This is a genomic window from Achromobacter sp. JD-1 (assembly GCF_038594925.1).
GTDB classification, from domain to species: Bacteria; Pseudomonadota; Gammaproteobacteria; order Burkholderiales; family Burkholderiaceae_B; genus Achromobacter; species Achromobacter spanius_C.
On record NZ_JBCGCS010000009.1, the window covers coordinates 147909 to 172382 of the forward strand.

Below are 24474 nucleotides of genomic sequence, written 5' to 3' on the forward strand. Positions count from 1 at the left end.
GGCGGATCATGCAGAAATTCTTTCGCAATGTCGTGGGTGGACGTGAAGGGCTGGCTGGGCTGGCGATTCTGGCGCTGCTGCTCTTTGTGGTGTTTCCGCTAAGCCTGGACGTCTTCCGGCTCAACCTCATTGGCAAATACCTGTCCTATGCCTTTGTCGCGCTCGGCCTGGTGCTGTGCTGGGGCTATGGCGGCATTCTGAGCCTGGGCCAGGGGGTGTTTTTTGGCTTGGGCGGTTATTGCATGGCCATGTTCCTGAAGCTGGAAGCCTCGACGCTGGAGGCTACCAAGATTCAGTCCACGCCTGGCATCCCGGACTTCATGGACTGGAACCAACTGACCTCGCTGCCCTGGCTCTGGGTGCCCTTCAAAAGCTTCTGGTTCACCTTGATGGCGGTACCGGTGCTGCCCTGCCTGCTGGCCTTGATTCTGGGCGCGGCCATGTTCAAGCGCCGCGTGGGCGACACCTATTTCGCCATCGTGACGCAGGCCGTGGCCCTGATCCTGTCGGTGCTCATCATCGGCCAGCAAGGCTGGACCGGCGGCGTCAATGGCATCACCGATCTGAAGACGCTGCTGGGCTGGGATATCCGCACCGACAGCGCGCGGCTGGTGCTGTATTTCATCAACGGCGCGCTGCTGTTTGTCTGCATTCTGTTCGGCCGCTACCTGCTCTCGTCCAAGCTGGGCAAGCTCTTGATGGCCATGCGCGACAAAGAAGAGCGCGTGCGCTTCTCGGGCTATGACGTCGCCAGCTTCAAGGTCTTTGTCTTCTGCGTGGCCGCCGTGTTCTCGGCCATAGGGGGGGCCATGTTCACCTTGCAGGTCGGCTTCATGTCGCCGTCCTTCGTGGGCATCGTGCCCTCTATTGAAATGGTCATCTTCGCCGCGGTTGGCGGCCGCCTGTCGCTGCTGGGCGCGGTCTACGGCACGCTGCTGGTCAACTTCGGAAAAAGCTATTTCTCGGAGGCTTTCCCGCAGCTCTGGCTGTTCCTGATGGGCGGTCTGTTCATTGCCGTCGTGATGGCCTTTCCCAACGGGCTGGCTGGTCTGTATCAGCAATACGCCCAAAAACGCCTGGCGCGCAAAGCACCGCGCCGCCAGGCGGATGGCGCCACGGAGGCCGCATGAACCCGTCCGAGTTCGCCTTGTACGTCGAAGGCCTGACCGTCTCGTTCAACGGCTTTGTCGCCGTCAACGACCTCAACCTGTATGTGGATCAGGGAGAGCTGCGCGTGATCATCGGCCCCAATGGCGCCGGCAAGACCACGCTGCTGGATCTGATCTGCGGCCGCACCAAGGCCACCGCCGGTTCCATCCGCTTCAAGGACACGGAACTCACCGGCCTGGCCGAGTATGAAATCGTGCGCGCCGGGGTGGGCCGAAAATTCCAGACCCCTTCCATCTACGAAACCCTGTCCGTGCGCGAAAACCTGGAAGTGTCGTTCCCGGCGGGGCGCAGCGTGTTTGGCGCGCTGACCTTCCGGCGTAGTGCGGCCGTGATCGAACGGGTCGAGCAGGTGGCCGAAGAGATTTTTCTTGCCGATCATCTGGACCGATCAGCGGAGCTGCTCTCGCACGGCCAGAAGCAATGGCTGGAAATCGGCATGCTGCTGATGCAGGAGCCCGAGCTGATGATGCTGGACGAACCGGTGGCCGGCATGAGCGTGTCCGAGCGCGAGCGCACGGCCGAATTGCTCAATCGAATCAGCCGCAATCGATCGCTCATCGTGATCGAGCATGACATGGAATTCGTGAAGAACATCGCGCACAAGGTCACGGTGCTGCACCAGGGCCGTGTGCTGGCCGAGGGCAGCATGGACAAGGTGCAGTCCGATCCGCGCGTGGTTGAAGTCTATCTCGGCCACTGAGGCCAGGAGGCAATATGTTCAATATCGCTGGCCTGGTTTCAGGCTATGGGCAAAGCAAAGTCATCCACGGTGTCGACCTGGCCGTGGCGTCCGGTGAAATCGTCGCCGTGATGGGGCGCAACGGCATGGGCAAGACCACGCTGTTCAAAACCATGATGGGCATGTTGCCCATCATGCAGGGCTCGATCTTGCTGGACGGCAAGCCGCTCGAACGCCTGGAGAGCCATCAGCGCGTGCGCAGCGGAGTGGCTTACGTGCCACAGGGCCGCATGATCTTTCCGACGCTGACCGTTGAAGAGAACATCCGTACCGGCATGCGCGGGCGGGCGCTGCGCGACACCATTCCGGAAGACATCTACGCCCTGTTTCCGGTGTTGCACGACATGCGCGGCCGGCGTGGCGGCGATCTGTCGGGTGGGCAGCAACAGCAGCTTGCCATCGCCCGCGCCCTGGTCACCAACCCGCGCGTGCTGCTGCTGGACGAGCCCACCGAGGGCATACAGCCGTCCATCATCAAGGACATTGCCCGCAGCCTGCTGGAGATCCGCAAGCTGCGCAATCTGGCCATTGTGGTGTCCGAACAAGTCTTGAGTTTCACCATGCAGATCGCCGACCGGCTCATCGTGATCGACAAGGGCCGCTTCGTGCACGAAGACCCGCGCGAGCGCGTGGACGAGAAGACGATCAGCAAATACCTGTCTGTCTGAAGTCGTTGTCCATCTCAAAGGAGCATGACATGCCTGAAACCCTGATCAAGGTCGACCTGGCCCAATCCCCCTACGAAAACGAAGGCGTGCACAATCGCTGGCACCCCGATATTCCCATGGCCACGTGGGTCAAGCCGGGCGATGACTTCGTGCTTGAAACCTACGACTGGACGGGCGGCGCGATCAAGAACGATGACGATGCCTCTGACGTGCGCGATGTGGATCTGTCCACGGTGCACTTCCTGTCCGGCCCGGTCGGCGTCGAAGGCGCCGAGCCCGGTGACCTGCTGGTGGTGGACCTGCTGGATATCGGCGCCAAGCAGGAAAGCCTGTGGGGCTTCAATGGCTTTTTCAGCAAGAACAATGGCGGCGGCTTTCTGACCGAACACTTCCCCTCGGCGCAAAAGTCGATCTGGGATTTTGAAGGCATGTTCACGACCTCGCGCCATATCCCCGGTGTGCGCTTCGCCGGCCTAATTCACCCGGGCTTGATCGGCTGCCTGCCGGATCAGGCATTGCTGGACACGTGGAATGAGCGTGAACAGAAGCTGATAGACAGCGACCCCGAACGCGTGCCGCCCCTGGCCAATCCGCCCGCACCCAAGACGGCGCATATGGGCAAGCTGAAGGGAGCCGAGCGGGATCGCGCCGCCGCCACCGGCGCACGCACCGTGCCGCCGCGCGAGCATGGCGGCAACTGCGACATCAAGGATCTGTCGCGCGGTTCCCGGGTGTTCTTTCCGGTCTACGTCAACGGTGGCGGCCTGTCGGTCGGCGACCTGCACTTCTCGCAAGGCGATGGCGAGATCACCTTTTGCGGCGCCATCGAAATGGCGGGTTGGGTGCATATGCGCGTGTCGCTCATCAAGGGCGGCATGGCCAAGTACGGCATTCGCAATCCCATCTTCAAGCCCAGCCCCATCACGCCCAACTACAAAGACTATCTGATCTTCGAAGGCATTTCGGTCGATGAAGGCGGCAAGCAGCACTATCTGGACGTACACATCGCCTATCGCCAGGCCTGCCTGAACGCCATTGAATACCTGAAGAAGTTTGGCTATTCGGGCGCGCAGGCGTATTCGATATTGGGCACCGCGCCGGTGCAGGGCCACATCAGCGGGGTGGTGGACATCCCCAATGCCTGCGCAACCTTGTGGCTGCCGACCGAGATCTTCGACATCGACATCCAGCCCAATGCGCTGGGCGACGTACCGCAGATAACGCGCGGCATGGACATGCCCATCGCCAAAGACCTTTAAGGAGGCGCCATGCCGCTCTATGACTATCGCTGCCAGGACTGCGGCGAGTTCTCGGTGCTAAGGCCCTTGTCGCAATGGCGTGACCCCGCGCCTTGCCCCGATTGCGGCGGCGCCTGCGAGCGCTTTGTGAGCGGCGCGCCGGCGGTCTCGGCGCTGTCATCGGCAATGCACCGCGCCCGCGCCGTCAACGAACGCGCCGCCCATGAACCCCGCAGCACCCGCAGCGGTCACGGCATGGGTTGCGCCTGCTGCTCAGGCGCCAAGGCTACTGGTCGAACACGCCAGACAGCCGACGGAGGCAAAACCTTCGCCGGCGCCCGGCCCTGGATGATCAGTCACTGAAGGCGGGCGGCGACAGCGTAAAAGACTCACGCATGTCGCGCGCCTCTTCAACCGGAGTTCGCCCAAACAGACGCTTGAATTCACGGCTGAACTGCGAGGTGCTTTCATACCCCACGCGGCCGGCTGCCGCCGCCGCAGTGAGGCCGTCGCGGATCATCATCAGGCGTGCCTGGTGCAGGCGGGTGGACTTGATGTACTGGATGGGCGACGTCTGCGTCACCGTGCGGAAGTTTGCGTGAAACGCCGGCACGCTCATGCCGGCTTCTTCAGCAAGGTGCGTCACATTCAGCGGCGCGGCATAGTCAATGTGGATGCGCCTGAGCGCTTTCGCGACGCGGCCGAATCGGCCGTGGTGGGCTAGCGCCGCGCGCATCGCGCCGCCCTGTCCACCCGTCAATACGCGATAGCAGATCTCGCGCACCAGACTGGGCCCCAGAATCTTGGCGTCCCTGGGCACCGTCAGCGCTTCCAGCAGCCGCACCGTCGCGCTGGCCAGGTTGTCGCCAAGCTTGGTCGACACCATGCCATTGGGTGGTTCGTCGGCCAGGCCCGTGGCGCCGATCTGTGTGATCAGGTCGCTGAGCTCCAGCAAATCCAAACGGATGGATACCGCAAGCATCGGTTCCTCTGGCGAGGCCTGCGTTTCCGTTGAGAACGGCAACGGTACCGACAGCACCAGGTAGTGCTGTGCGTCGTAGATATAGACCTCGCTGCCCAAAAAGCCCAGTTTGCGGCCCTGGCAAACGATCACGATGCTTGGTTCATAGAGCACCGGCGTACGACCTAGCGGGCGATCAGAGCGCATCAGCCGAACGCTTTCCAGCGTGGTCTGGGTGTAGCCCTCGTTAGGCGCCAGCTTTTGAATAAGGCTGACCATCTTGATCGAGGCGGGGGAACGGGCTGTCGACACCGCGGTCTCCTGGTGGTTCGCGATAGCCGGAATTCTAACTGCATGCTGCGCAGGGTATCCGCGCGAACGATAGGAATAGGCAATAACCGCATTGCTCCGTGTATTCGCCGGAGAGCTAGCCATCCCTATCATTCATTTAGCGGCACATAAGAAATGTCGCTTCATTCAGGGCCGTAACCCGGCAACGGCGGTATCAGGGATCAGCGTGGGCGTCGTCAGCCAGAGTCGAACCAACGATAGGAGTATGCAATATGGCACGAAATTCGAACGAGTCCAAAGTCATTCTGATCACGGGCGCCAGCAGCGGTATTGGCGAGGGCGCCGCCCGCTTGCTCGCGGCACAGGGCCACCGCCTTGTCATTGGCGCACGCCGCACCGACAGGCTTGCCGAACTGGCTCGATCGATTGAAGCGACCGGCGGCGTCGTTCGCTATCGCGAACTTGACGTGACCTTGGCCGATGACACGGCGGCGTTTGCACGCTTCGCGCTTGATGCGTTTGGCCGCATTGATGTGCTGGTCAACAACGCGGGCGTGATGCCGCTCTCGCCGCTTAACGCGCTGAAGGTCGACGAGTGGAACCGCATGATCGACGTGAATGTGCGTGGCGTGCTGCATGGCATCGCCGCCGTGCTGCCGACGATGGAAGCGCAAGAACAGGGCCAGATCATCAACATTTCGTCGATCGGCGGCCTGTCGGTGTCGCCCACCGCGGCGGTGTACTGCGCGACCAAGTTTGCGGTGCGCGCCATCTCAGACGGGCTGCGCCAGGAAACGGACAAGATCCGCGTCACGGTGATCTGCCCAGGGGTTGTGGAGTCCGAGCTTGCGGACACCATCTCCGACGACACCGCGCGCACGGCCATGCGGGAATTCCGCCGCATCGCCATCACGCCGGATGCCATCGCCCGCGCCATCGCCTACGCGGTTGAGCAGCCCGCTGACGTCGACGTCAGCGAGATCGTGGTGCGGCCTACTGCCAGCCCTTACTGAACGCCGATACCCATGGCCCCATCAATCAAGGAGTTTTTATGACACCCAAACCCGCATCCCCTGTCTGGTTCATCACCGGCGCGTCGAAAGGCGTCGGCCATCAACTCGTGACGCATCTGCTGAAGCAAGGCTGCCGCGTGGCCGCTACCTCCCGCGCAGCTGCTGCGCTGACCGAGGCGTTCGGCGCGGCGTCGGATTGCTTTCTTCCGCTTGAGGTCGATCTGACCCGTGACCGCAGCGTGCAGGCGGCCATCGACAAGACGGTGCAAACCTTCGGCGCGATTGATGTCGTGGTGAATAATGCCGGCTACGCCCAGCAAGGGTCGGTCGAGGCCTTGTCGGAGGACGAGCTGCGCCGCAATTTCGAGGTGAATTTCTTTGCGCCGATGGCCGTGCTGCGTCACGCATTGCCGCAACTGCGTCGCCAGCGCAGCGGACACATCATCAATATTTCGTCCATCGTTGGCTACCAGGGCGGCTACGCGGGTTGGGGCAGCTACGTCGCCAGCAAGTTCGCCCTGTCAGGGCTGACGGAAGCGCTGGCTGCGGAAGTGGCCGAGCTGGGCATCCGCGCCACGGTGGTGTATCCCGGCCCGGTGCGTACCGACTTCCTGAGCAGCGGCGCCTTGGCGGTGGCCAAGCGGCAAATCGACGATTACGCAGAGGCCAAGGCGTCGCTGGACCTGCATCTGGACACGCTGCATGGCCACCAGGCCGGGGATCCTGACAAGCTTGCCCTGCTGATCATCCAGGCCGCGGCCGTTGAATCGGCCCCGCTACATCTGTTTGCGGGCAAGATTGCCAATGAACTCGCGGCAGTCAAGGCAAGCGCGGTCGCAAAGGATCTTGATGCGTGGAGAGGGGCGTCTGAAGCGACTGACTTCGCGGAGGATAAGTCGATGATTTAAAAGCGTTTTGGATGGTTTTTCGGCTTTTCGTTCAAACCATCCAAAACCCAATGAAAACATGGGCTTAGCTGTTTTCAGCCGCCTGCCCACGCAACCACGCCGCCACCGTCTGAACCGGCGCCGAACTCGGCCGATCGGCATACATCGCCAGGTGATAAGTGTGCCCGTCGATCTCGGGCCCGAAGGGCTGCACCAAATGGCCGGCTTCCAACTCGTCGGCAATCAACGCCAGGCTGACCAACGCAATCCCATGCCCGGCCACGGCCGCTTGTATCGCATGCCCCTCATCTGAAAAGCGCAACTGGCTTGCTTGTTGCGGCAGCGGCAATTGCGCGACGGCGAACCAGCGTTCCCAAGTGGGGTTTTCGGGATGCGCCTGCTTCCAGTCGAAACGGATCAAGGGCAAGCGCGCCAGATCGTCCGGCGAGGTGACGCCCAGGCGGGGATTCGCCACGGGGGCGAAGCGGTCGGTGAACAAGGGTTGCGTGACCAGGCCGGGATACGGCCCACGGCCATAGCGGATGGCGATGTCGACCGCCGTGGATCTCAGGTCGGCAAGCTCGTCGCTGGCTTGCAACTGCAAGTCGATGCCGGGATGCTGGCCGCGGAAATGGCTCATGCGCGGCACCAACCACTTCACGGTGAACGCATTGGTGGCCGAGATGCTGACTTGAATCCGCGTGCGCTGTTGCGTCAATCGGGCGAGCGTCGCCTCGAAGGCATCGAAGCCGTCACGCAGCACCGGGAATAACTGCGCGCCCGCTTCGGTCAGCGCCACCTTGCGCACCTGGCGGTCGAACAGCGCCAGACCGGTCTGCGCTTCCAGGGCGCGAATCTGGTGGCTGACGGCGGTTGGCGTTACCGCCAGTTCGGTGGCGGCGGCCTTGAAGCTGCCCAGGCGGGCGGCGGCCTCGAAGGCGCGCAGTGCAGATAGCGGAAGGGTGCGGCGGTGCATGGCGGAATGAGGGCTGGGGTAGCTTATAGATGAATTTATCTCGTCTTATAGCTGACAAATGAACCTTTGTCAGCGCAGCGGCGCATTCCTACAGTAGAGGCATGGATCAGTCATCTACGGTTGATCCATCCACCATCTACAAATGAGGAAATATTCATCATGCTGAAACGTGTCACGACCCAACCCGACAACTACGCGCCCTTCCTGCTGTCGCAGGGCATCCAGTTCGGCAATCTGCTGTTCATCTCGGGGCAAGCGGGCGCCGCCGATGACGGCAAGATTGTGGAAGGCGGCTTCATGGCGCAAGGCGAGCAGGCTTTCTCCAACCTGCGCCGCGCGCTGGAAGCGGGCGGCTCCAGCCTGGACGACGTCATCAAGGTCACCATCTTCGTGACCGACATGGGGCACTTCAAGGACGTCGTGGCCCTGCGCCGCCGCTTCTTCTCGGCGCCCTATCCGGCCGACACCATCGCCGAGATCAAGGCCTTGTACGACCCCGCCGCCATGATCGAAATCGAGGCCATTGCGGCCGTGCGCCACCAAGAGGGCGACTGACATGAACACGCCTGTCGATCGTTCCGTCAGCAACACGCCGACCGCGCACGCCGGGCTGTTCGCGCCGCTGCGGGTAGGCACAGCGCTAAGCCTGCCGAACCGTCTTGTCGTCGCGCCCATGACCCGAGTCAGCGCCACGGCGGATGGCCACGCCACGGCGTTGATGGCCGATTACTACGAGGCCTTCGCGGCAGGCGGCTTTGGCCTGGTGATTACCGAGGGCATCTATACGGACAAGGCCTACGCGCAGGGCTATCTCTTTCAGCCGGGGCTGGCCGACGACGCGCAGCGCGATGCGTGGCGCGCCGTGGTGGACCGCGTGCACGGCCAAGGCGGCCGCATCGTGGCGCAGCTGATGCATGCGGGCGCGCTGTCGCAGGGCAACCCCTATCGCGATACGGCAAAGGGGCCTTCGGCGGTGTTGCCGAAGGGGCAGCAGATGGCTTTCTATCGTGGCGAAGGGCCATATCGCCTACCCGAAGCGATGTCGGCCGATGACATCGTCGAGGCGATCGATGGGTTTGCGCAAGCCGCGCGCCGGGCGCAAGAGGCCGGGTTCGATGGCGTGGAAATCCACGGCGCCAATGGCTATCTGCTGGACCAGTTTCTGACGGCCCATACCAACGTGCGCAATGACGGTTACGGCGGCAGCCTGGACAAGCGGCTGCGCCTGACGGTGGACGTCATCCAGGCGGTTCGGCAGGCCACGTCTGCGCCATTCGTGGTGGGGGTGCGCTGCTCACAAGGCAAGGTCAACGACTTCACGCACAAGTGGGAAGGCGGCGAGGCCGAAGCGGCGCACATCTTCCGCACGCTGGGGGCGCAGCCCATCGATTACCTGCACACGACGGAATTCGAAGCCTGGCGGCCTGCTTTCGGTGAGCATGGTGCAAGCCTGGCGGCGCTGGCGCGCCAGCACGTTTCCGTGCCGGTGCTGGCCAACGGTTCCTTGCATGACGCCACGCAGGCCGAAGGCATGCTTGCCCGGCAAGAGGCGGACTTCGTGTCGCTGGGCCGGGGGGCGCTGACGCATGCCGATTGGCCCGCTAGGCTGCGCGCGGGTGCGGCGCGCGAGACCTTTGATCGTGGTCTTCTTGCGCCAATTGCTGACCTGGTCAACGCGATTCGGCATCGGGCGCAGCGCCAGCCTTCTGTTGCGGACGCGGCGGCGGGTTAGACGCCTCGCCTTCGGTGCCACTGCGCAGCTTCTCCGCCTGGGTCACCGGGGCAACCGTGGCGGACGTGGGCTGCGCTGCCGCGCTCAAGGGCAGCGGCAGCATTGGCGGCACGCCCACCACGAAGCGATACGGCAACTGCGGCAACAGGCCCTGGATGGTGCCCAGGTCATTGGCCGCTTCGGCGCGCACCTGCAAGGCGGTCTGTTCGTCGCGCAGGGTCCGGTTGACGGCGATGGCATGCGCGTCCAGCCTGGCTTGCTGATCGTGAAACGCCTGGATGGCCAGCTTCAAACAGTGGGCCGTGTACGCATCGCGCAGCGGGTTCAAGGACGCGCCCGCCTCATCGCGTCCCGTCTTGTTTGCTTGCCGGCTGGGCGTCGCGGCTGCTGCCGGCACAGCCTGCCGCGCTGCGTGGATGCGCGCAAACTGCTGCGCCTGCGGGCGCGCCGCGTGTTGGGCGCGGTAAGGGTCCGGGATCGTGTCGATACGGGTGTGCCCAATCGGGTCGATGGCTCTGGAACTCATGACAACTCCTTGCGTGGCCGTGGCGATTCACGGCACATGGCGCGATGGCATACCGTTGCGGCATGGCGGCTCAGCATGGCGAGCGGCTACCGCAGCCCGCCGCTTGCTTTCTGGGCGCGTCGTTGCTGGCGTAGCCAAATCAGTTGCACGGCCGAACCCACCAGGAACACCGCGAACCATGTGGCAAGCGCGCCGCGCACCAAGGGGGCTTGCGGGCCGTCAGCAAGTGGATGGCTAACGGGCAGCCGCGTCAGCGTTTCCGCGATTCCCGGCACGCACATCAGGAAAAAGCTGAAAGAAAATCCAAGCTGGGACAGATAAGGATGCACGCGCGACAGCAGCGGCATTCGCGGCACGAGCAATGCGCCTGCCACCGACAGCAGCGCCAGGATACCCAGCGCGTGCCCGACATTGAATCCGCCGGAACTGGATAGCCCGAACGACGTCAGCACCGCCACCAGCAAGCCGCCCAGGTAGATCTTTCCGGCGCGCGTTGCGCTGTCGATGCCGCGATAGCGCACAAAGCTGTACGCGCCAGCCGCAAGAGGCACCAGGCTGATGAGGGTGTGTGCGGCCCCCAGGGTGGAAATAGGATGTGGCATGGGGATGTCTCCGAAAGAAAATCAACCGACTAGTTGGTTGGTGTGGAAGTTAAAAAAAGCGCACCCGTTTGTGACTTGCGGGTGCGCGTTCTGCGGTGATCAGGCCGAGACGGCCAGTTGCTTGATGGCCGCGTTTGAAATCGTGGCGAATACCTTGGGGTCTTCCAACGCGCGCGCGGTCAGCATCGCGCCGTGCAGGGTCGACATGAACGCTTGCGCGTCCGCCTCGGCGCTGTCGCGCAACTGGAACTGCCCCTGCGACACACCGCTTTCCAGCACCGCCTTGATCCACGCCGTGAGTTCGCCGAAATAGGCGCGCACCTCGTCTGCGATGGGCTGCGGAATCATCGGCATTTCGGCGGCCAGCATCGCGCAGATGCACATGGGCATCGTGCCCTCGCGGATGCAGGTGGCCCAGTAGTCGGCATAGGCGGTCAAGCGCGCACGCGGGTCGGGCACATGTTGGTCCAGCGCCGCCAGGCCCTGCCGGGCTTGCGCGCGGTGATGCGACACCACGGTCAGCACCAGGTCCGCCTTGGTGGGGAAATGATGATGGATGCTGGGCTTGCCGATATGCACTCGTTCGGACACATCGGCGTAGCTGAACCCGTGATAGCCGCCGGCAGCCAGCAGCAGTCGGGTCTGCTCAACGATTTCAAGGGCGCGGGGGGAAAGCTCCAAGCTCATGGGTAACAACTCTGGTCTGCTGAAAAAAAACGAAGCGCCGGTGGGCGCAATGGCGCAGCGCCGATGGTTGGCTACGCATGGCAGCCAATCTACTAGTTGGTCGGTTACGTTGTCAAGCGACGCCGCAACCGGAATGCTTGCGTGCAGGAGGGGCGCATGGCTAGCACGGCTCGGTTACCTGAATTGGAAACTGATAATATTTTTTTCAGTTATTAATTAATAACCGTTGCCTGAGTCGATATTATGGCGCTGTGTTATCGGTTTTCAATTTCGTGAATTAACAATAAAAAACACGAATTTCAATATTCGCTAACAACTCTGCGACATCGCTATGTTGCAGTTTGTGTAATGAATGTAATTATTTGAGGGAATCTCCGGGGTTTATTGCGGAGTTCCAGACTTATTTGCACAGCAAAATAAATCTTTAGAAAGAAAATTGCTGTTCATGGCCTCTACGATTCGTCTGCTCGCCGCCCAGCAGCTGTATTTGGGTATCGGGTTGTAACACTCCCCCTAGCAATAAGTCCGCCCAAGCGAGGCAAAAGTAAATCGATTTCGCGTCGATTTTTTGTCTTTTGGGCGTCGATTTCTAGTGTCCCAGACACGACGAAAACAGTGAGGCCCCCGTGGTAAAGAGAATCGCAGTGTGTGGCCTTGGTTATGTCGGCCTGCCCGTGGCAGTCGCATTTTCCAAGCGCTTTGATGTCATCGGCTTTGATGTGGATAAGCGGCGAATCGCGACACTGAAAGAGGGACATGACTGGACTGGCGAGATCGAACGTGACGCATTGCTGGCGTCCCCCATGACCTTCACCGACCAGATCTCCGAACTGGAAGGTTGCGACTTCTTCGTGGTGGCCGTCCCGACTCCGGTGGACGAAAAAAACAACCCCGACTTTTCCCTGCTGGTGCGGGCGTGCCGGTCCATCGGCCCCGTGCTGCGTCCGGGTTGCATCGTTGTCTTTGAATCCACCGTGCACCCCGGCGCCACCGAGGAAATCTGCGGACCCGAGCTTGAAAAGGTGTCGGGCTTGCGCTGCGGTGTCGACTTCAAGCTGGGCTACAGCCCCGAACGCATCAACCCGGGCGACCGTGAGCACCCGCTGGAAAAGATCGTCAAGATCGTGTCCGGCCAGGACGAAGCGTCGCTGGAAATCATTGCGGGCGTCTACGAAAAAATCATTGATGCGGGCGTGCACCGCGCCTCGTCCATCAAGGTGGCCGAGGCCGCCAAGGTGCTGGAAAACACCCAGCGCGACATCAACATCGCGTTGATGAACGAGATGTCGAAGATCTGCGACCTGGTCGGCATCCGCACGTCGGAAGTCTTGAACGCCGCGGGCACCAAGTGGAACTTCCTGAAGTTCTCGCCGGGCCTGGTGGGCGGCCACTGCATTGGTGTCGACCCGTACTACCTGACGTCCAAAGCGCAGGAACTGGGCTATCACCCCGAAGTGATTCTGTCGGGCCGTCGCATCAATGACGGCATGGCCACTCATGTGGCGTCGCGCGTGGTCCAGACCCTGGCCCGCAATGGCCGCCTGAATGCGTCGATCCGCGTCGGCATCCTGGGCATGACCTTCAAGGAAAACGTGCCCGACATCCGCAACTCCAAGGTCGTCGATCTGTACAAGGCGCTTGGTGACTACGGCATTACCCCGGTGGCGTGCGACCCGATGGTCGATCCTGACCAGATGGAGCACGAATACGGCATCAAGCTCGTCAAGCGCGACGAATTCCGCGACATGGACGTGCTGATTCTTGCGGTTCCGCACCGCGAAACCATGGAGACCATCTGGGAAGACTTGCCCAGCCTGGTCAAGGCCGGAGGCATGGTGTGCGACTTGAAGTCCGTGCTTGATAGCAAGCGGCTCGCCTCCGACCTCTTGTACTGGACTCTTTAAGTTCAGGTTCGCCGTCCATCACTGCAGGAGAGACCCTGAATGACTGCATTTACCATCGCTCCGATCGGCACCTGCCGCATCCACACCCCGCTGCGCGATGCCGTGGGCCGCTACCCCATCAAGCTGCAGCTTGGTCGCAACTACGGCTTCGTGCACACCAGCGCCGAGGCGCTGCAGCAAGCGCGCTTCATGTTCGGCCAGACCGATATTCCGGCCGACGTGCAACGCCTGATCTTCCGACCGTCCAACGGCGAGCAGGCCCGCCGTGGCACACACAAGCCAGCCGACCTGTACATGGTTGAGCTGTCTTCGCGCAAGCTGCTGACCATTGATGGCCACCCCATCCAGTCCAACTACCTGGTCCGCTACTTCAGCGAATTCTTCGCCGACCGCACGCGCACCCGGATGTTCTGGTCCCTGGCTCACGCCGACCGTCTGGCTGAACGCCGCGCGCTGCTGGACCAGGATCCGGTCTTCAAGGGGCTTTCCCAGGACGACCGCGAGCTGCTGGCCCGCATCGTCAAGCGCGACCAGACGGACGAAGAGATCGACGGCGAGATGCGTCAGTTGGTGGACCTGCTGGGCCACGACAAAGTGGTGTTCGTCACGCACGTGAACGCCTTGACGCCGGACAACCTGCCGATTGAACAGCGCGCGCAATTGATTGCAGCGGTAGCCGCCGGCGCGCAGCGCATCGGTGTGCCTTGCTACGACCCGACGCCGCTGATGAACAAGATCGGCCAGGCCGATGCCATGGAAGACGGCGGGCTGGACCTGACGCACTACACGCAGACGTTCGCCGAGCGGCTGTACGCCGAGTGGTTCAAGAACTACATGCGTCCGCGCATGAGCACCGCCACGACGCAGCCCGTTGTGCCCAAGCTTGGCGCGGACGAAAGCGCCGAGCGCATTGAAAAGATCTGGGAATCGGGCGACTTGCGCGAGGCATCGCGCCGTGTGCGCGACGTGCTGCGCCGCCATCCCGGCCTGCCCGAGCACACGCTGCTGTTCGCCCGCATTCAAGAAGAGCTGGGCGACTACGAAGGCTCGCTGGCGCTGCTGGGTAGCGCGGACGGCGCAGACGGTGCGTTGGCCACCGGCAGCAAGGCCGAGCAGGTGCTGATGCGCAACCATTTCAAGCTGGGTCACCACGACGTGGCGTACTCGCTGGCGGCCGGCCTGCTGGGCGACGAAATCGAGACCCCGGAAATCGTGCGTATCGCAGCGGTGTCGGCGGGGCAGTTGGGCTATGTGGACGAAGCGCTGGGCAACTGGAAGCAGTTGTTCCGCATTTCCTCGCCGGACGAGGCCAGCGCGCTGGAAGCGGCCGACACGGTGCTGTCACTGCTGCAGACCAGCGGCGATATGGAAGCCGTGCTTCGCTGGGTTCAGGAAGTGCGCGCGGTCATTCCGTCGCATGGCCGAGGCTTTGCGGTGCTGTGGCGTGACAGGCTGTTGAATGGTGACCGCGCGGCGCTGCGCGTCCTGGCGTCCGAGTCAGCGGCGCTGGAAGACGTGGTGGCGCTGGAACTGGTCAAAGAGGCTTCCTGGCGCGGCTTCATTCTGGCCGCCGCCGCGTTGGCAGTGTCTTGCCAACTGGCCCAGAGCGAGCAGGAAGACATTCGCGCCTGGCTGCAATCGCAGTCGTCGGCGTGGGCCGAAGAAGGCACCCGCGCCCTGGAAGAAGGGCGGCTGCGCGATGCGGCCGAACGCATCTGCGCGCACCGCCTGCTCAACCCCGACGCCTTGACCGCCCTGCGCTCGCAACGCGCCTTCGAACGCGCCATGCGCCTGGGCGTGCGCGCCGCGCTCTTGGCGGGCAACCACAAGGAAGTGATCGACCTGACGGACATCGCCCTGGACAGCCAGGTTGACTTCCCCGAGCTCGACACGATGCGCGGCCGCGCGGCCGACGCCCTGGGCGACAAGCAAACCGCCATGCGCCACCTTGAGCAGGCCGCGGCGGAAGAAGCCGCCCCGCTCAGCACGCAGTTGTACTTTGCGCGCGTGGCCTTCAATGGCGGCTGGTTCGGCGAAGCGATCGACGCCTACAAGATGGTGCTGGCGCATGCATCGGCCGACCAAAGCGCCAAGGACGAAGCCGAACGCCAGCTTGGCCGCCTGGGTCCGCGCGCCATTCGCGCCGCCCGCGAAATCCTGGCCGCCGGCGACCATCGCGGCGCCTGGAACCTGCTGGAGCGCGTGGCGCAGTCGTGGCCGGACATGACCGAGGTCGAACACGAAAAGCGTCGCATCATCGCGGTCTTGTATGCCGAAGCGCGCGCGCTGGACCCGGCCAGCACCACCGAGCGCCTGGCGCTGGGCGAACGCATCCTGCAACTGGTGCCCAACGATGTGATCGGCCTGCGTCTGGCTGCCGTGGGCGCCATGCGCCTGCATCGCTTCGAGCACGCCCTGCCTTACTGGCGGCGCCTGAAAGAGCAGTCCGACAAGCCGGCGCAGTTCGATCATTACATCGACCGCTGCCTGGTATGGATTGAAAAGGCCAACCGCAGGAAGGCCGCATGAACCCGCCGCTGACAGCCGAGCGGACTGGCGTAATGTCCGACCTGCAATGGGTGCATGCCCAGTTGGAGGAGATCGTTGCGGCGTCGGTGCGGGTTCAGGTCGCCCAGGAAAACCTGCCGCGCGCCGAGGCCTTGGCGCGCGACCACCTGGAAGACTCCAAAGTGCGCTTCCTGCTCCTACGCCTGAAGGAGCAGGCGGGCTTGAATGAAGGCATGGCCGAGCAGTGGGCCACGCTGTTGAAAGAATGGCCGGACGATCTTCAGATCGTTCGCTATTGCGCGACTCGCCTCGTGAAAGAACGGCATGTCGACGAGGCCATGGCCTTGGTCGACCGCCACCTGCCCGAGTCGTCGGAGAACCCTTCGCGCTTGTTCGCCCGGGCCAAGTTGCTGAGCGACATCCGCGCGCATGCGCAGTCGGATGCCTTGTTTCGGCGCTTGATCCTGCAACATACGGATCGCAATATCCGCGTTGAATTCGCCAAGCGTTTGCGCAAGCGCGGCTTGCTGCTTGAAGCCTATGAGGCGATCCGGCCCGTGGCGAGCCATCTGGCGCCGGGCAGCAAGGCGGCGGAATTGGCCGAGGGCCTGGCCCGCGACTACGCCTTCTATCGCGGCCTGGAACCTGAAGCGGCCTTGGCGGGCAAGGACATCAGGATCGTGTCGATGAAGCACGCGATCCTGCATTTTCGCAATCGGCAGATTGCCGAGCAGCCGCCCGAAAAGCCGATATCGGTGGCGCTGGTGACCGGCAGCCTGGGGCCGGGCGGCGCCGAACGGCAACTGACGCGCTTGGCTGGCGAATTGACGCGCATGGCCGAATTGCCGGATCAGATTTTGCCGGGCAATGGCACGGCGCCCGTGCCGATGCGGCCGGAGAAGGTGGAGGTGATGGTCAAGCAGCACACCGAGCCGACCGGGTCGTCCAAGAAGCAGGGGCTGGATTTCTTTTTGCCCGTGCTGGTCAAGGCGCAGATTCCGGTCACCGAAATCAACCGCCTGCCCGCCGTGTCGGTCGCGCATCAAGCCGTGCCCGACGGTCGTCTGGGCCGTCTGCTGGAACAGTTGCCGCCGCCCGTGCACTATGGCGTCACGCGGCTGGCGCCGGTCTTGCGCGCCAACCCTTTCGACGTGGTCAGCCTGTGGCAGGACGGCACCTGCCTGTTCGGCGCATTGGCCGCATTGCTTGCGGGCGCGCCGACCATCCATCTGGTGTTTCGTGGGTTGCCGCCCAACATCCGCAAGGATAGATTCCGCGAGGAATACCCCGAGCTGTTCCAGGCGCTGGCGCAAGTGCCTGGGGTGTATTTCGTCAGCAACAGCCGCACGGCCGCCGAAGCCTATGCGGACTGGCTCGGCATCCCCATCGTGCGCTTTCACGTCTTGTACAACGGCGTGCCGGACTTGGCGGTCAATGCCTCGCCCGCGGACGAAGCCAAGTGGGAGGCCTTCAAGGAAAGCACCCCTGACGCGACCGAAACCATCGGCGGCGTATTTCGCCTGGAACCCGACAAGCGCCCGCAACTGTGGATCAAGCTTGCCGCGCTTTATCTGAAGCGACGACCGCAGGCGCGCTTTGTCATCGTGGGCGATGGACGCCTGCACGACAACATCGTGGCGCTGGCCGAAGAGCTGCGCGTGCAAGACCGGCTGCTGCTGGTCGGGCTGTCGAACCACGTGGGCTACTGGTATTCGCAGATGGATGCCAGCGTGCTGCTGTCGCGCTACGAGGGCTTGCCCAACGTGCTGATCGAGGCGCAGCTTCTGGGCGTGCCGGTGATCTCCACACCGGCCGGCGGCGCGGGCGAGTGCTTTGTCGAGAACGAGACGGGGCATCTGCTTTCGGATGTCGAACACCCGGACATGCACGAGGCCTGCGACAAGGTGGAGTCGATGGTCGACCTGGCGCGCACCAACCAGGAATTGAAGACGCAAAGCCGGCAGCGGGCGCAGAACCTGTTTTCGCTGGACGCGATGTTGTCCATGTTCCTGAGTCTGTGCGTACCCGTCATGCCCGTCTCCGAGAACGATGAACGCATCGACTTCGTGCCGATGCAACGGATGCTGGCCTGATAGGCAGCCATGGGTGGCTGATCAGCGCTTGCGCTGATCAGCCGCTCATTCTTCCGAGGTCTTAAAGGTTAAGGTTTTTATGCAAATGAACGTCCCGGCTCCGAGCCTGCGGCGCAACGCGGCAATCACCCTGATGGTGCTTGCCGCACTGTCACTGACGGGCTGCCAACTGCCGCGTTCCGGTCCCATGTTGAGCGAGATGACGGGGGCACACGACGACAAGGATGTCATCGTGATGCCCGCCTCGCGCGAGCTTGTGCAGGCAAGCAGGGTGCCTGACGTGGCGGACTTTCCGGTCCGCTACCGTGACCTGACCGAGGCGGGGTTCGACCGCCTGGTGCCGGGCGACGGCATCAACGTAAAAGTGTGGGAGCGCGGTGGCCTGGGCGTGTTCGCCGCGGATCCGTCCGGCGTCAGCGACCTGGGCAACCAGCAGATCGACCGGGCGGGCAACGTCTATTTCCCCATCATCGGAAAATTCCAGGCCGGCGGCCTGACGCTGGCCCAGTTGCATGACGCCATCGTGAAGCGCCTGGCCAAACTGGTGGTGGGCGCCGACGTCAGCGTGACGCGCGCCGCCGCCGAGCGTGGCCAGATGGTGACCGTGCAGGGCAACCTGACCAAGCCCGGCATGTATCCCATCACGCAGACCTCGCAACGGCTGAGCAGCGCGCTGGCGCAAGCCGCGCCCGTACAGACGAACCCCGAGCAGTTGGTCATCAGCCTGCGCCGCAACAACCAGGTGGCGTCCGTGCGGCTGTCGGACATCTACCGCAACCAGAACAACGACATCCTGCTGCGGCCGGGTGACGTCATCACCGCCTACGATTCGCGCGAGTACCTGACGGTGCTGGGTGCGGCCGGCACGCAAGGCCGCGTGGCGATCAGCAAGCGCAACTACAGCGTGCTGGACGCGCTGGCCGATTCGCGCGGCCTGGACGACAAGTTGGCCGACCCGCGTTCGGTGTTCCTGTTCACGCCCGCCAAGGCGGGTGTGGAAGGCAAGCCGGACATGCTGCCGGTGGTTTATCAGTTTGACCTGACCCGTCCGGAACAGGTGGCGCTGGCGCGTGAGTTCACCGTGCACGAAGGCCAGGCCATCTACATTTCGGATGCGCCGTTTACCCAGGTTCAGAAGGTCTTGTCGGCATTCCGCGTCACCATGAGCGCCGGCTTCAGCGCCACGCGGGCAATCGACAGCGATTCGGGCGGCAGCTCTACCGGCGTGTCTCAATAGCGTGTCGATGAGCAACGAGGACCGGATCAAGGGTTGGCGTTCGCGCCGCAAGGACAGTAGTTACGCCGTAGGGTCCGGGGTCGCCGCGTGGCGGCTGGACCCGGCCGTGCTGTTTGAAGCCAAGGCGCCGCCTGCCGTCTTGTTCAAGCCTTTGCTGGCGCGACTGCAGGGCGAGCCGCACGATTCCGTGGCCGCCCGCCGGGCGGTGTACGAGGCCGTGCAGGCGGAACTGGACGCGGAGATCGCGCGCGGCAAAGTCGATGAGACCGTCGCTGATTTTTCGCGGCGCAGGCTGCGCATCATCGTGCGTCTGCTTGAGCAGGACATCCGCGCGGGCGTCGAGGTGTTTGCGCCGGGCTATATGCCGGCCAAGCTGGTGGCGGAAGACCAACGCCTGGCCGATGCGCACGCGCGGCGCGTGGAGCGGCGCAAACAGGACGAGGCGCGGGATGCGCGCCGCCATGCGTCGCGCAACGACATCGCGCTGGAAGTCGAGCTGCCGCGTGACGAGGCCGCTGATCTGGCGATCCTGCGGCAACACCTGCGGACGCTGCATGACGGGCATCACCCGCGCATGGCCGAACACCGGCCCGTGGGGCGCACCCTGCTGGCGCTGTTCGTGTTTCAGTTGCGCGTGATCCACGGCGAAAGCCGCATCGCGCTGCTGTGGGCCCTGGTGGGCCCCGTGGTGCTGCTGACGCTGATTTCGTCGCTGTACATCCTGATGGGCACGCACTACATCCTGGGCATGGATGTGCAGACGTTTTCGCTGCTGGGCGCGACCACCTGGATCATGTTCCGGCAGATCATTTTCAGAAGCAGCGCGGCCTATATCTCGGCGCGCGGCATCTTGAATTTTCAGGGGGTGACGCCGCTGATGTGCGCGCTGGTGCAGTCGCTTATCTACCTGTCGGTATACCTGGTGGTGTTCGCGATATTGATCAGTGCCGGCCACGCGCTGGGGTTCATCACGCTGCCGATAAGCTGGGGCGGGTTTGTGCTGTATGTGGTGCTGATGGGATGTTGCGGCTCGGCCATGGGCTTGCTGTTCGGGTCGATTGCCACCTACTGGCATTTCTTCCTGCGGCTGGCGCCCGTGATCGAACGCTTTTTGCAGATCTTCTCAGGCGTGTTCTTCGTGTCGGAACAGCTGCCCGAGCATCTGCGCCCGTGGATCCTGTGGTCGCCGTTCGCGCATGGCATGCAGCTGTTGCGCTCCGCCTATTTCGAGGCCTACGAATCGACCGACGCCAGCGTGGGCTACTTCCTGACGTCCTTGGTGTTCCTGATGGTGGTCGCCTTGGCGGCCGAGCGTCTGGCCCGCCCCAATATCCAGCCAATGTGAGGCACGAAGATGATTCATCTGAACGGCGTCACCGACGAGCCCTTTGCCTTTGGCGCCAGGCAGGCGCTGCTGGCCAACGTCACCCTGGACATACCGGTGGGGCGCTATGCCTTGCTGTCGCCCGCGCCGGAAATGCATCGCCAGATTATCGACGTGCTGTGCAACCTGCGCCCGCCGCGCCAGGGCTTCGTGAAGCACGACGGCAACGTGTCGTGGGCCATCGGCCGGCAAGGCTTCATTCGCGGCAAGGCAAACGGCCTGAGCATGATCGACTTCGTCAGCGAGATGTACGAGATCGACGCGGATGCCACCTACGAACTGGTGGCCGACCTGGTCAGCGACCCCAAGACCCTGGCCAAACCCATGGAGCATTGGCCGCTCTACGCACGGCAGGAATTTTCGTTCGCGCTGGCGCTGGCGCCGGCGTTCGACGTGTATGTGATCGAAGGGTCCATCCCTTTCGAACCCTGCCGTTTCACCCGTCTCTGGCTGGCGCTGTTCGAAGAGCGGCTGATTGGCCGGACATTGATTTTTTCCAGTTATCGCCAGAATCAGTTGGCGGACTATTGCCTGAAAGGCTTGATTTATGAACGAAGCGACCTCCGGATCGAAGACGACCTCGACCAATGCATCAGCCGGTTCCCCCCAAGACGATCAAGGAATGAATCCGGCAGCGCAGGCGACGACGTCTTCGGAGGCTTCGAAGACAGCCAGCTTGGCATCTGAGGGCGGGTCCGAGATCGAACGCCGCCGTTTGGAACGGCAGGCGTCGATACGCCAGCGCCGCCGTCACCGCTGGATCAACGCGTTGATTGTCATCGCGCCGGTGGCGATTGCCCTGGTGTACGCGCTGATCATCGCCACGCCGCGCTACGAAGCGGAATCGCGCTTCTTCGTGCAGGCGGGTTCCGGCCAGCAAGGCGGTGGCGGTGGACCGGCAAGCCTGCTTACCACCGGCAACATGGGCGGCATGCTGGGCGGCTTTGTGGACGGCTGGGCGGTGGCCGACTTCCTGAAATCGCGCGACGCCATGCAGCAGCTGGATCAACGCGTCGGCCTGCGCCAATACCTGGTGCATGCGGGCGTGGACCCGCTGAACCATCTTTCCGAAGACTCAAGCAATGATGATCTTTACCGTGCCTATCAACGGGCGGTGCACGTGTCGTTCAATGCGCTTGAGCAGATCGACGTCTTGCGCGTCAGTGCGTATTCACCCGACGACGCCGCCACCTTGTCCCGCGCGCTGATCGGGCTGGCCGAGGAATTCGTCAGTTCGATGAACAAGAAAGGCGTGGCCGACAAGCTCAAGGTCAGCGAGGAATCGGTCCGGCTTGCCGAGCAAAAGGCGCTTGCCGCTCGCGAGGCCCTGACGGCGTGGCGCACCACGCACGGCAATATCGACCCGACCGCCACGGTGTCGATGCTGCTGAACCTGTCCAGCCAGCTTGAGACCGAGTTGAGCAGCGCGCAGATCAATCTGGACAAGATCCGCGCGCTGGGCAACAAAGACCATTTCATGCTGAAGCCCGCCCAGATGCAGGTGGTGGCCTTGAAGAAGCGGATCGAGTCGGTGCGCCGTCGCCTGAGCGGCCAGGGCAACACCGAAGCCAAGCAGCTCAAGTCCTACGAGGCGCTGAGAAATACCCAGGCCTTCGCCGATTCGAACCTGACCTTGGCGCAGCAGTCGTATCAGCAGGCCATGACGGACGCGCTGCGCTTGCAGCGGTACCTGTCGATCATTGCGCAACCGGTGCCGACCGACCGGCCGAGCAGCCCGCGTACCGCCATCTTGTTGCTGCAAGCGCTGGCGTTGGGATTCGTATTGATGTTCATCACCCGTGTGGGGATGGCGTTGTTGAGGGGGCTGCGACATGGTTGAAAATTCGGTTGAAAACCCGGTTGCAAACCCGGTTCAAAATTCAGTTCAAAAAACGGTTGATCCCGTTGTTGCTTCGGCGCCCGATCCTGCTGTCGCGGCTCGCCGCGCGCAGGCCGACGCCACCACGCGGCTGCGCGAAGTCATCCAGGAAATCCTGGACGCCGACGACCCCGCGCGCGACATGGCCAAGCTTGCGCCGGTGCTGGCGGGCGCAAGCGATGGCTGGCGCGATGTGCGCCGCTTGCTGGTTTCGCCGTACATGCGGGAAGGACGGCTTGCGCTTGCCATTGCCGCGCTTGAGGCGCTGATTGCCGCCTACCCCTTGCGCGCCGATGAACGCCGCACGCTGGCCAGCCTGCTGGGGCGCACCGAGCAATGGGAACGCGCCATCGCCGAGGCCGACGCGGCTGGCGCGCTGGCGCCGGAATCCGCAGCCATGCATGCCGCGCGGATTCAGTTGCGAATGCAGGCCGGCCGTGTTGCCGAGGCCGCCGACGTCGCCCGGGCCACGCTAAACATCGCGCACGCGGACCCCGGCGAAGCGCACTTCTGGATGCTGGCCTTTTCGCGCAATGGCGACGCGGCCGACGCGGCGGGCATTGCGGCGATGCTGGATCCGGCCAAGCTGCCGAACGAGCGCGTGGCGACCGTTGCCGTGCGCGCCTTGCTGGACGATGAACGCGCCGAGGCCGCCATCCAGCTTGGCAATGCGGCGCTGGGCGCGGGCCACGATAGTGCCGCATTGCGCTCGTCGCTGGGCCTGTCGCACCTTCGACGCAGCACCGAAGACGACCGCAAGGTGCATGCGCTGACGCACTTCGAGGCGGGCTTGCGCGCGTCGCCGGCCGACGTCAGGCTGCTGACGCTTTATGGTGAAACCCTGCTGCGCGCTGGCCGCTACAAGGACGCCGTGGCGCCGCTTGCGCAAGCCATCGAACTGGCGCCTGACCTGGAGCAGACGCGTGCGTTGTATGCGCGCGCGCTGCGCTACACCTTGCAGTACGACGAAGCCGCCGAGCAGATGCTGATACTGCTGGAGAAATCGCCCGAGAAGCGGCTGTGGCAGCGCGCGGCCATTGGCGCCTTGTCACAGGCGGGCCGCAAGCAAGAGGCCGAAGCGCTGTACGACAAGTATGTCGCGGCGCGTAGCGAGCAACTGCCCGCGACCTTTCAGGAAGCCGTGCGCCAGATGGAAGCGCGCCTGGACACCGCGCCCATTCCGCAGGCGCGCCTGGACTGGGCGTGGTCGCTGCGCGGTGACAAGGAGATTGATCGCGAGCAATGGGAACGTCGGGTGCGCTGGGGCCACATGATGGACCACCTGCTGTTCGACTGGCTGGAATGCCGCGAGGACAGCGTCGAAGAGGCCATGCAGGTGCTGGGCGAACTGGACACCGGCGAACGCTTCTTTGCGCCGCTCTTGGCGGCTGGGCGGGGAGTGGTGGTTGCCACGGCGCACGTCGGCCCCATGTATGCCGGGCTGATGGCGTTGGAATTGCTGGGCATCCCGTCGCGGTGGTTGGCGACAGCGCCCAGCGTTGCTCAGAGCAGCTACGCCACGGCCTTGATTTCCACCGCTGACCAGACCGAGGCGCAGGTGGCCAAGGCCTGCATGCGAGCACTGAACTCGGGCTATGTGCTGTGCCTGGCCATCGATGGCGCGGCGAACCCGGCCGCGCCGCGAACCACCTTCGAAGGGCAGGAGGTCACGTATTCCAGCTTTGCGTCGCACCTGGCGCATCGGCTGGGCGTGCCGTCGGTGTTCTACGTGCCGCGCTGGGAAAACGGCCAAGTGGCCTACACGCTGGAAATGCTGCCCGCCGCCAATCCCGGCGAAGACGCCGATGCGTATGCGGAGCGCTGGAAGGCCGCCTACTTCGAACGGCTGCGCGAACACCTGGCCGGCCCGCCGGAAGACCTGCGCGCAAGCGGCGGAATCTGGCGCCACGTAACGCCTGCGGATCGCTCCGCGCAGTAACAAGGAGGGCGCGTATGCAGCCTGGAAAGAAGCCAGAAAC

The 24474-nt window shown here is 63.4% G+C and carries 22 protein-coding genes; 17 read left to right on the forward strand and 5 right to left on the reverse strand.

Annotated features, from left to right (window positions below):
- Positions 1 to 8 precede the first annotated feature (8 nt).
- Genes urtC through WBR68_RS16115 form a run of 5 tightly spaced genes read left to right on the forward strand, consistent with a single transcriptional unit; the run spans position 9 to position 4178 of the window.
- Entirely contained in the window at positions 9 to 1130 is a 1122-nt protein-coding gene (urtC, locus tag WBR68_RS16095) for an urea ABC transporter permease subunit UrtC (RefSeq protein WP_230694720.1), read from the forward strand.
- A complete protein-coding gene (urtD, locus tag WBR68_RS16100; protein WP_050448137.1) occupies positions 1127 to 1870 on the forward strand; it encodes an urea ABC transporter ATP-binding protein UrtD in 744 nt (247 codons plus the stop codon). Before urtC ends, urtD begins: the two co-directional genes overlap by 4 nt.
- 14 nt (positions 1871 to 1884) lie before the next feature.
- A complete protein-coding gene (gene urtE, locus WBR68_RS16105) occupies positions 1885 to 2577 on the forward strand; it encodes an urea ABC transporter ATP-binding subunit UrtE (protein WP_230694721.1) in 693 nt (230 codons plus the stop codon).
- A gap of 29 nt (positions 2578 to 2606) precedes the next feature.
- Positions 2607 to 3836, forward strand: coding sequence for a formamidase (gene fmdA, locus WBR68_RS16110; protein WP_105559005.1), 1230 nt, complete (start codon positions 2607 to 2609; stop codon positions 3834 to 3836).
- A 9-nt stretch (positions 3837 to 3845) separates the two neighbouring features.
- Positions 3846 to 4178, forward strand: a complete 333-nt coding sequence (locus WBR68_RS16115; RefSeq protein ID WP_083447447.1) for a zinc ribbon domain-containing protein — start codon at positions 3846 to 3848, stop codon at positions 4176 to 4178.
- Here WBR68_RS16115 and WBR68_RS16120 read toward each other — a convergent pair.
- Positions 4168 to 5055 (reverse strand): AraC family transcriptional regulator, encoded by an 888-nt coding sequence (locus WBR68_RS16120; protein WP_255696099.1) that lies wholly within the window; start codon positions 5053 to 5055, stop codon positions 4168 to 4170. The genes WBR68_RS16115 and WBR68_RS16120 overlap by 11 nt on opposite strands.
- 284 nt (positions 5056 to 5339) lie before the next feature.
- On the opposite strand from WBR68_RS16120, the gene WBR68_RS16125 reads away from it, so the two are divergent.
- Positions 5340 to 6080 carry an SDR family oxidoreductase gene (locus WBR68_RS16125; protein ID WP_230694723.1) on the forward strand — a complete coding sequence of 247 codons (741 nt, stop codon included), beginning with the start codon at positions 5340 to 5342 and terminating at the stop codon, positions 6078 to 6080.
- A 38-nt stretch (positions 6081 to 6118) separates the two neighbouring features.
- Positions 6119 to 6988: an SDR family oxidoreductase gene (locus tag WBR68_RS16130; protein WP_230694724.1), complete on the forward strand. Its 870-nt coding sequence runs from the start codon at positions 6119 to 6121 to the stop codon at positions 6986 to 6988.
- Positions 6989 to 7052: 64 nt separating this feature from the next.
- Here WBR68_RS16130 and WBR68_RS16135 read toward each other — a convergent pair whose 3' ends face one another.
- Positions 7053 to 7943 carry a LysR substrate-binding domain-containing protein gene (locus WBR68_RS16135; RefSeq protein WP_230694725.1) on the reverse strand — a complete coding sequence of 297 codons (891 nt, stop codon included), beginning with the start codon at positions 7941 to 7943 and terminating at the stop codon, positions 7053 to 7055.
- 159 nt (positions 7944 to 8102) lie between these two features.
- On the opposite strand from WBR68_RS16135, the gene WBR68_RS16140 reads away from it, so the two are divergent.
- Entirely contained in the window at positions 8103 to 8498 is a 396-nt protein-coding gene (locus WBR68_RS16140; RefSeq protein WP_127183183.1) for a RidA family protein, read from the forward strand.
- A gap of 1 nt (position 8499) precedes the next feature.
- A complete protein-coding gene (locus tag WBR68_RS16145; protein WP_230694726.1) occupies positions 8500 to 9675 on the forward strand; it encodes an NADH:flavin oxidoreductase in 1176 nt (391 codons plus the stop codon).
- Here WBR68_RS16145 and WBR68_RS16150 read toward each other — a convergent pair.
- From WBR68_RS16150 to WBR68_RS16160, 3 genes are all read right to left on the reverse strand, one after another.
- Positions 9614 to 10201 (reverse strand): hypothetical protein, encoded by a 588-nt coding sequence (locus tag WBR68_RS16150; protein WP_230694727.1) that lies wholly within the window; start codon positions 10199 to 10201, stop codon positions 9614 to 9616. The two genes, WBR68_RS16145 and WBR68_RS16150, sit on opposite strands and share 62 nt — an antisense overlap.
- 86 nt (positions 10202 to 10287) lie before the next feature.
- Positions 10288 to 10803 (reverse strand): hypothetical protein, encoded by a 516-nt coding sequence (locus WBR68_RS16155; RefSeq protein ID WP_230694728.1) that lies wholly within the window; start codon positions 10801 to 10803, stop codon positions 10288 to 10290.
- Positions 10804 to 10902: 99 nt separating this feature from the next.
- On the reverse strand, positions 10903 to 11490 hold the full coding sequence (locus WBR68_RS16160; RefSeq protein ID WP_230694729.1) for a TetR/AcrR family transcriptional regulator: 588 nt from the start codon (positions 11488 to 11490) through the stop codon (positions 10903 to 10905).
- Positions 11491 to 12134: 644 nt separating this feature from the next.
- Here WBR68_RS16160 and WBR68_RS16165 point away from each other — a divergent pair.
- The 8 genes from WBR68_RS16165 (at position 12135) to WBR68_RS16200 (ending at position 24434) form a co-directional block, all read left to right on the forward strand.
- Positions 12135 to 13394 carry a nucleotide sugar dehydrogenase gene (locus WBR68_RS16165; protein WP_083447446.1) on the forward strand — a complete coding sequence of 420 codons (1260 nt, stop codon included), beginning with the start codon at positions 12135 to 12137 and terminating at the stop codon, positions 13392 to 13394.
- 39 nt (positions 13395 to 13433) lie between these two features.
- Entirely contained in the window at positions 13434 to 15923 is a 2490-nt protein-coding gene (locus WBR68_RS16170) for a hypothetical protein (protein ID WP_050448126.1), read from the forward strand.
- On the forward strand, positions 15920 to 17995 hold the full coding sequence (locus tag WBR68_RS16175; protein ID WP_127183187.1) for a glycosyltransferase: 2076 nt from the start codon (positions 15920 to 15922) through the stop codon (positions 17993 to 17995). The genes WBR68_RS16170 and WBR68_RS16175 overlap by 4 nt, the downstream gene beginning before the upstream one ends.
- A gap of 79 nt (positions 17996 to 18074) precedes the next feature.
- Positions 18075 to 19232, forward strand: a complete 1158-nt coding sequence (locus WBR68_RS16180; protein ID WP_050448124.1) for a polysaccharide biosynthesis/export family protein — start codon at positions 18075 to 18077, stop codon at positions 19230 to 19232.
- 7 nt (positions 19233 to 19239) lie between these two features.
- On the forward strand, positions 19240 to 20577 hold the full coding sequence (locus WBR68_RS16185) for an ABC transporter permease (RefSeq protein WP_230694730.1): 1338 nt from the start codon (positions 19240 to 19242) through the stop codon (positions 20575 to 20577).
- Between the two features lie 9 nt (positions 20578 to 20586).
- Positions 20587 to 21303, forward strand: coding sequence for an ATPase (locus WBR68_RS16190; RefSeq protein WP_050448122.1), 717 nt, complete (start codon positions 20587 to 20589; stop codon positions 21301 to 21303).
- Entirely contained in the window at positions 21239 to 22456 is a 1218-nt protein-coding gene (locus WBR68_RS16195; RefSeq protein WP_127183189.1) for a sugar ABC transporter, read from the forward strand. The genes WBR68_RS16190 and WBR68_RS16195 overlap by 65 nt, the downstream gene beginning before the upstream one ends.
- Positions 22449 to 24434, forward strand: a complete 1986-nt coding sequence (locus WBR68_RS16200; RefSeq protein WP_230694731.1) for a tetratricopeptide repeat protein — start codon at positions 22449 to 22451, stop codon at positions 24432 to 24434. Before WBR68_RS16195 ends, WBR68_RS16200 begins: the two co-directional genes overlap by 8 nt.
- Positions 24435 to 24474: the final 40 nt, after the last annotated feature.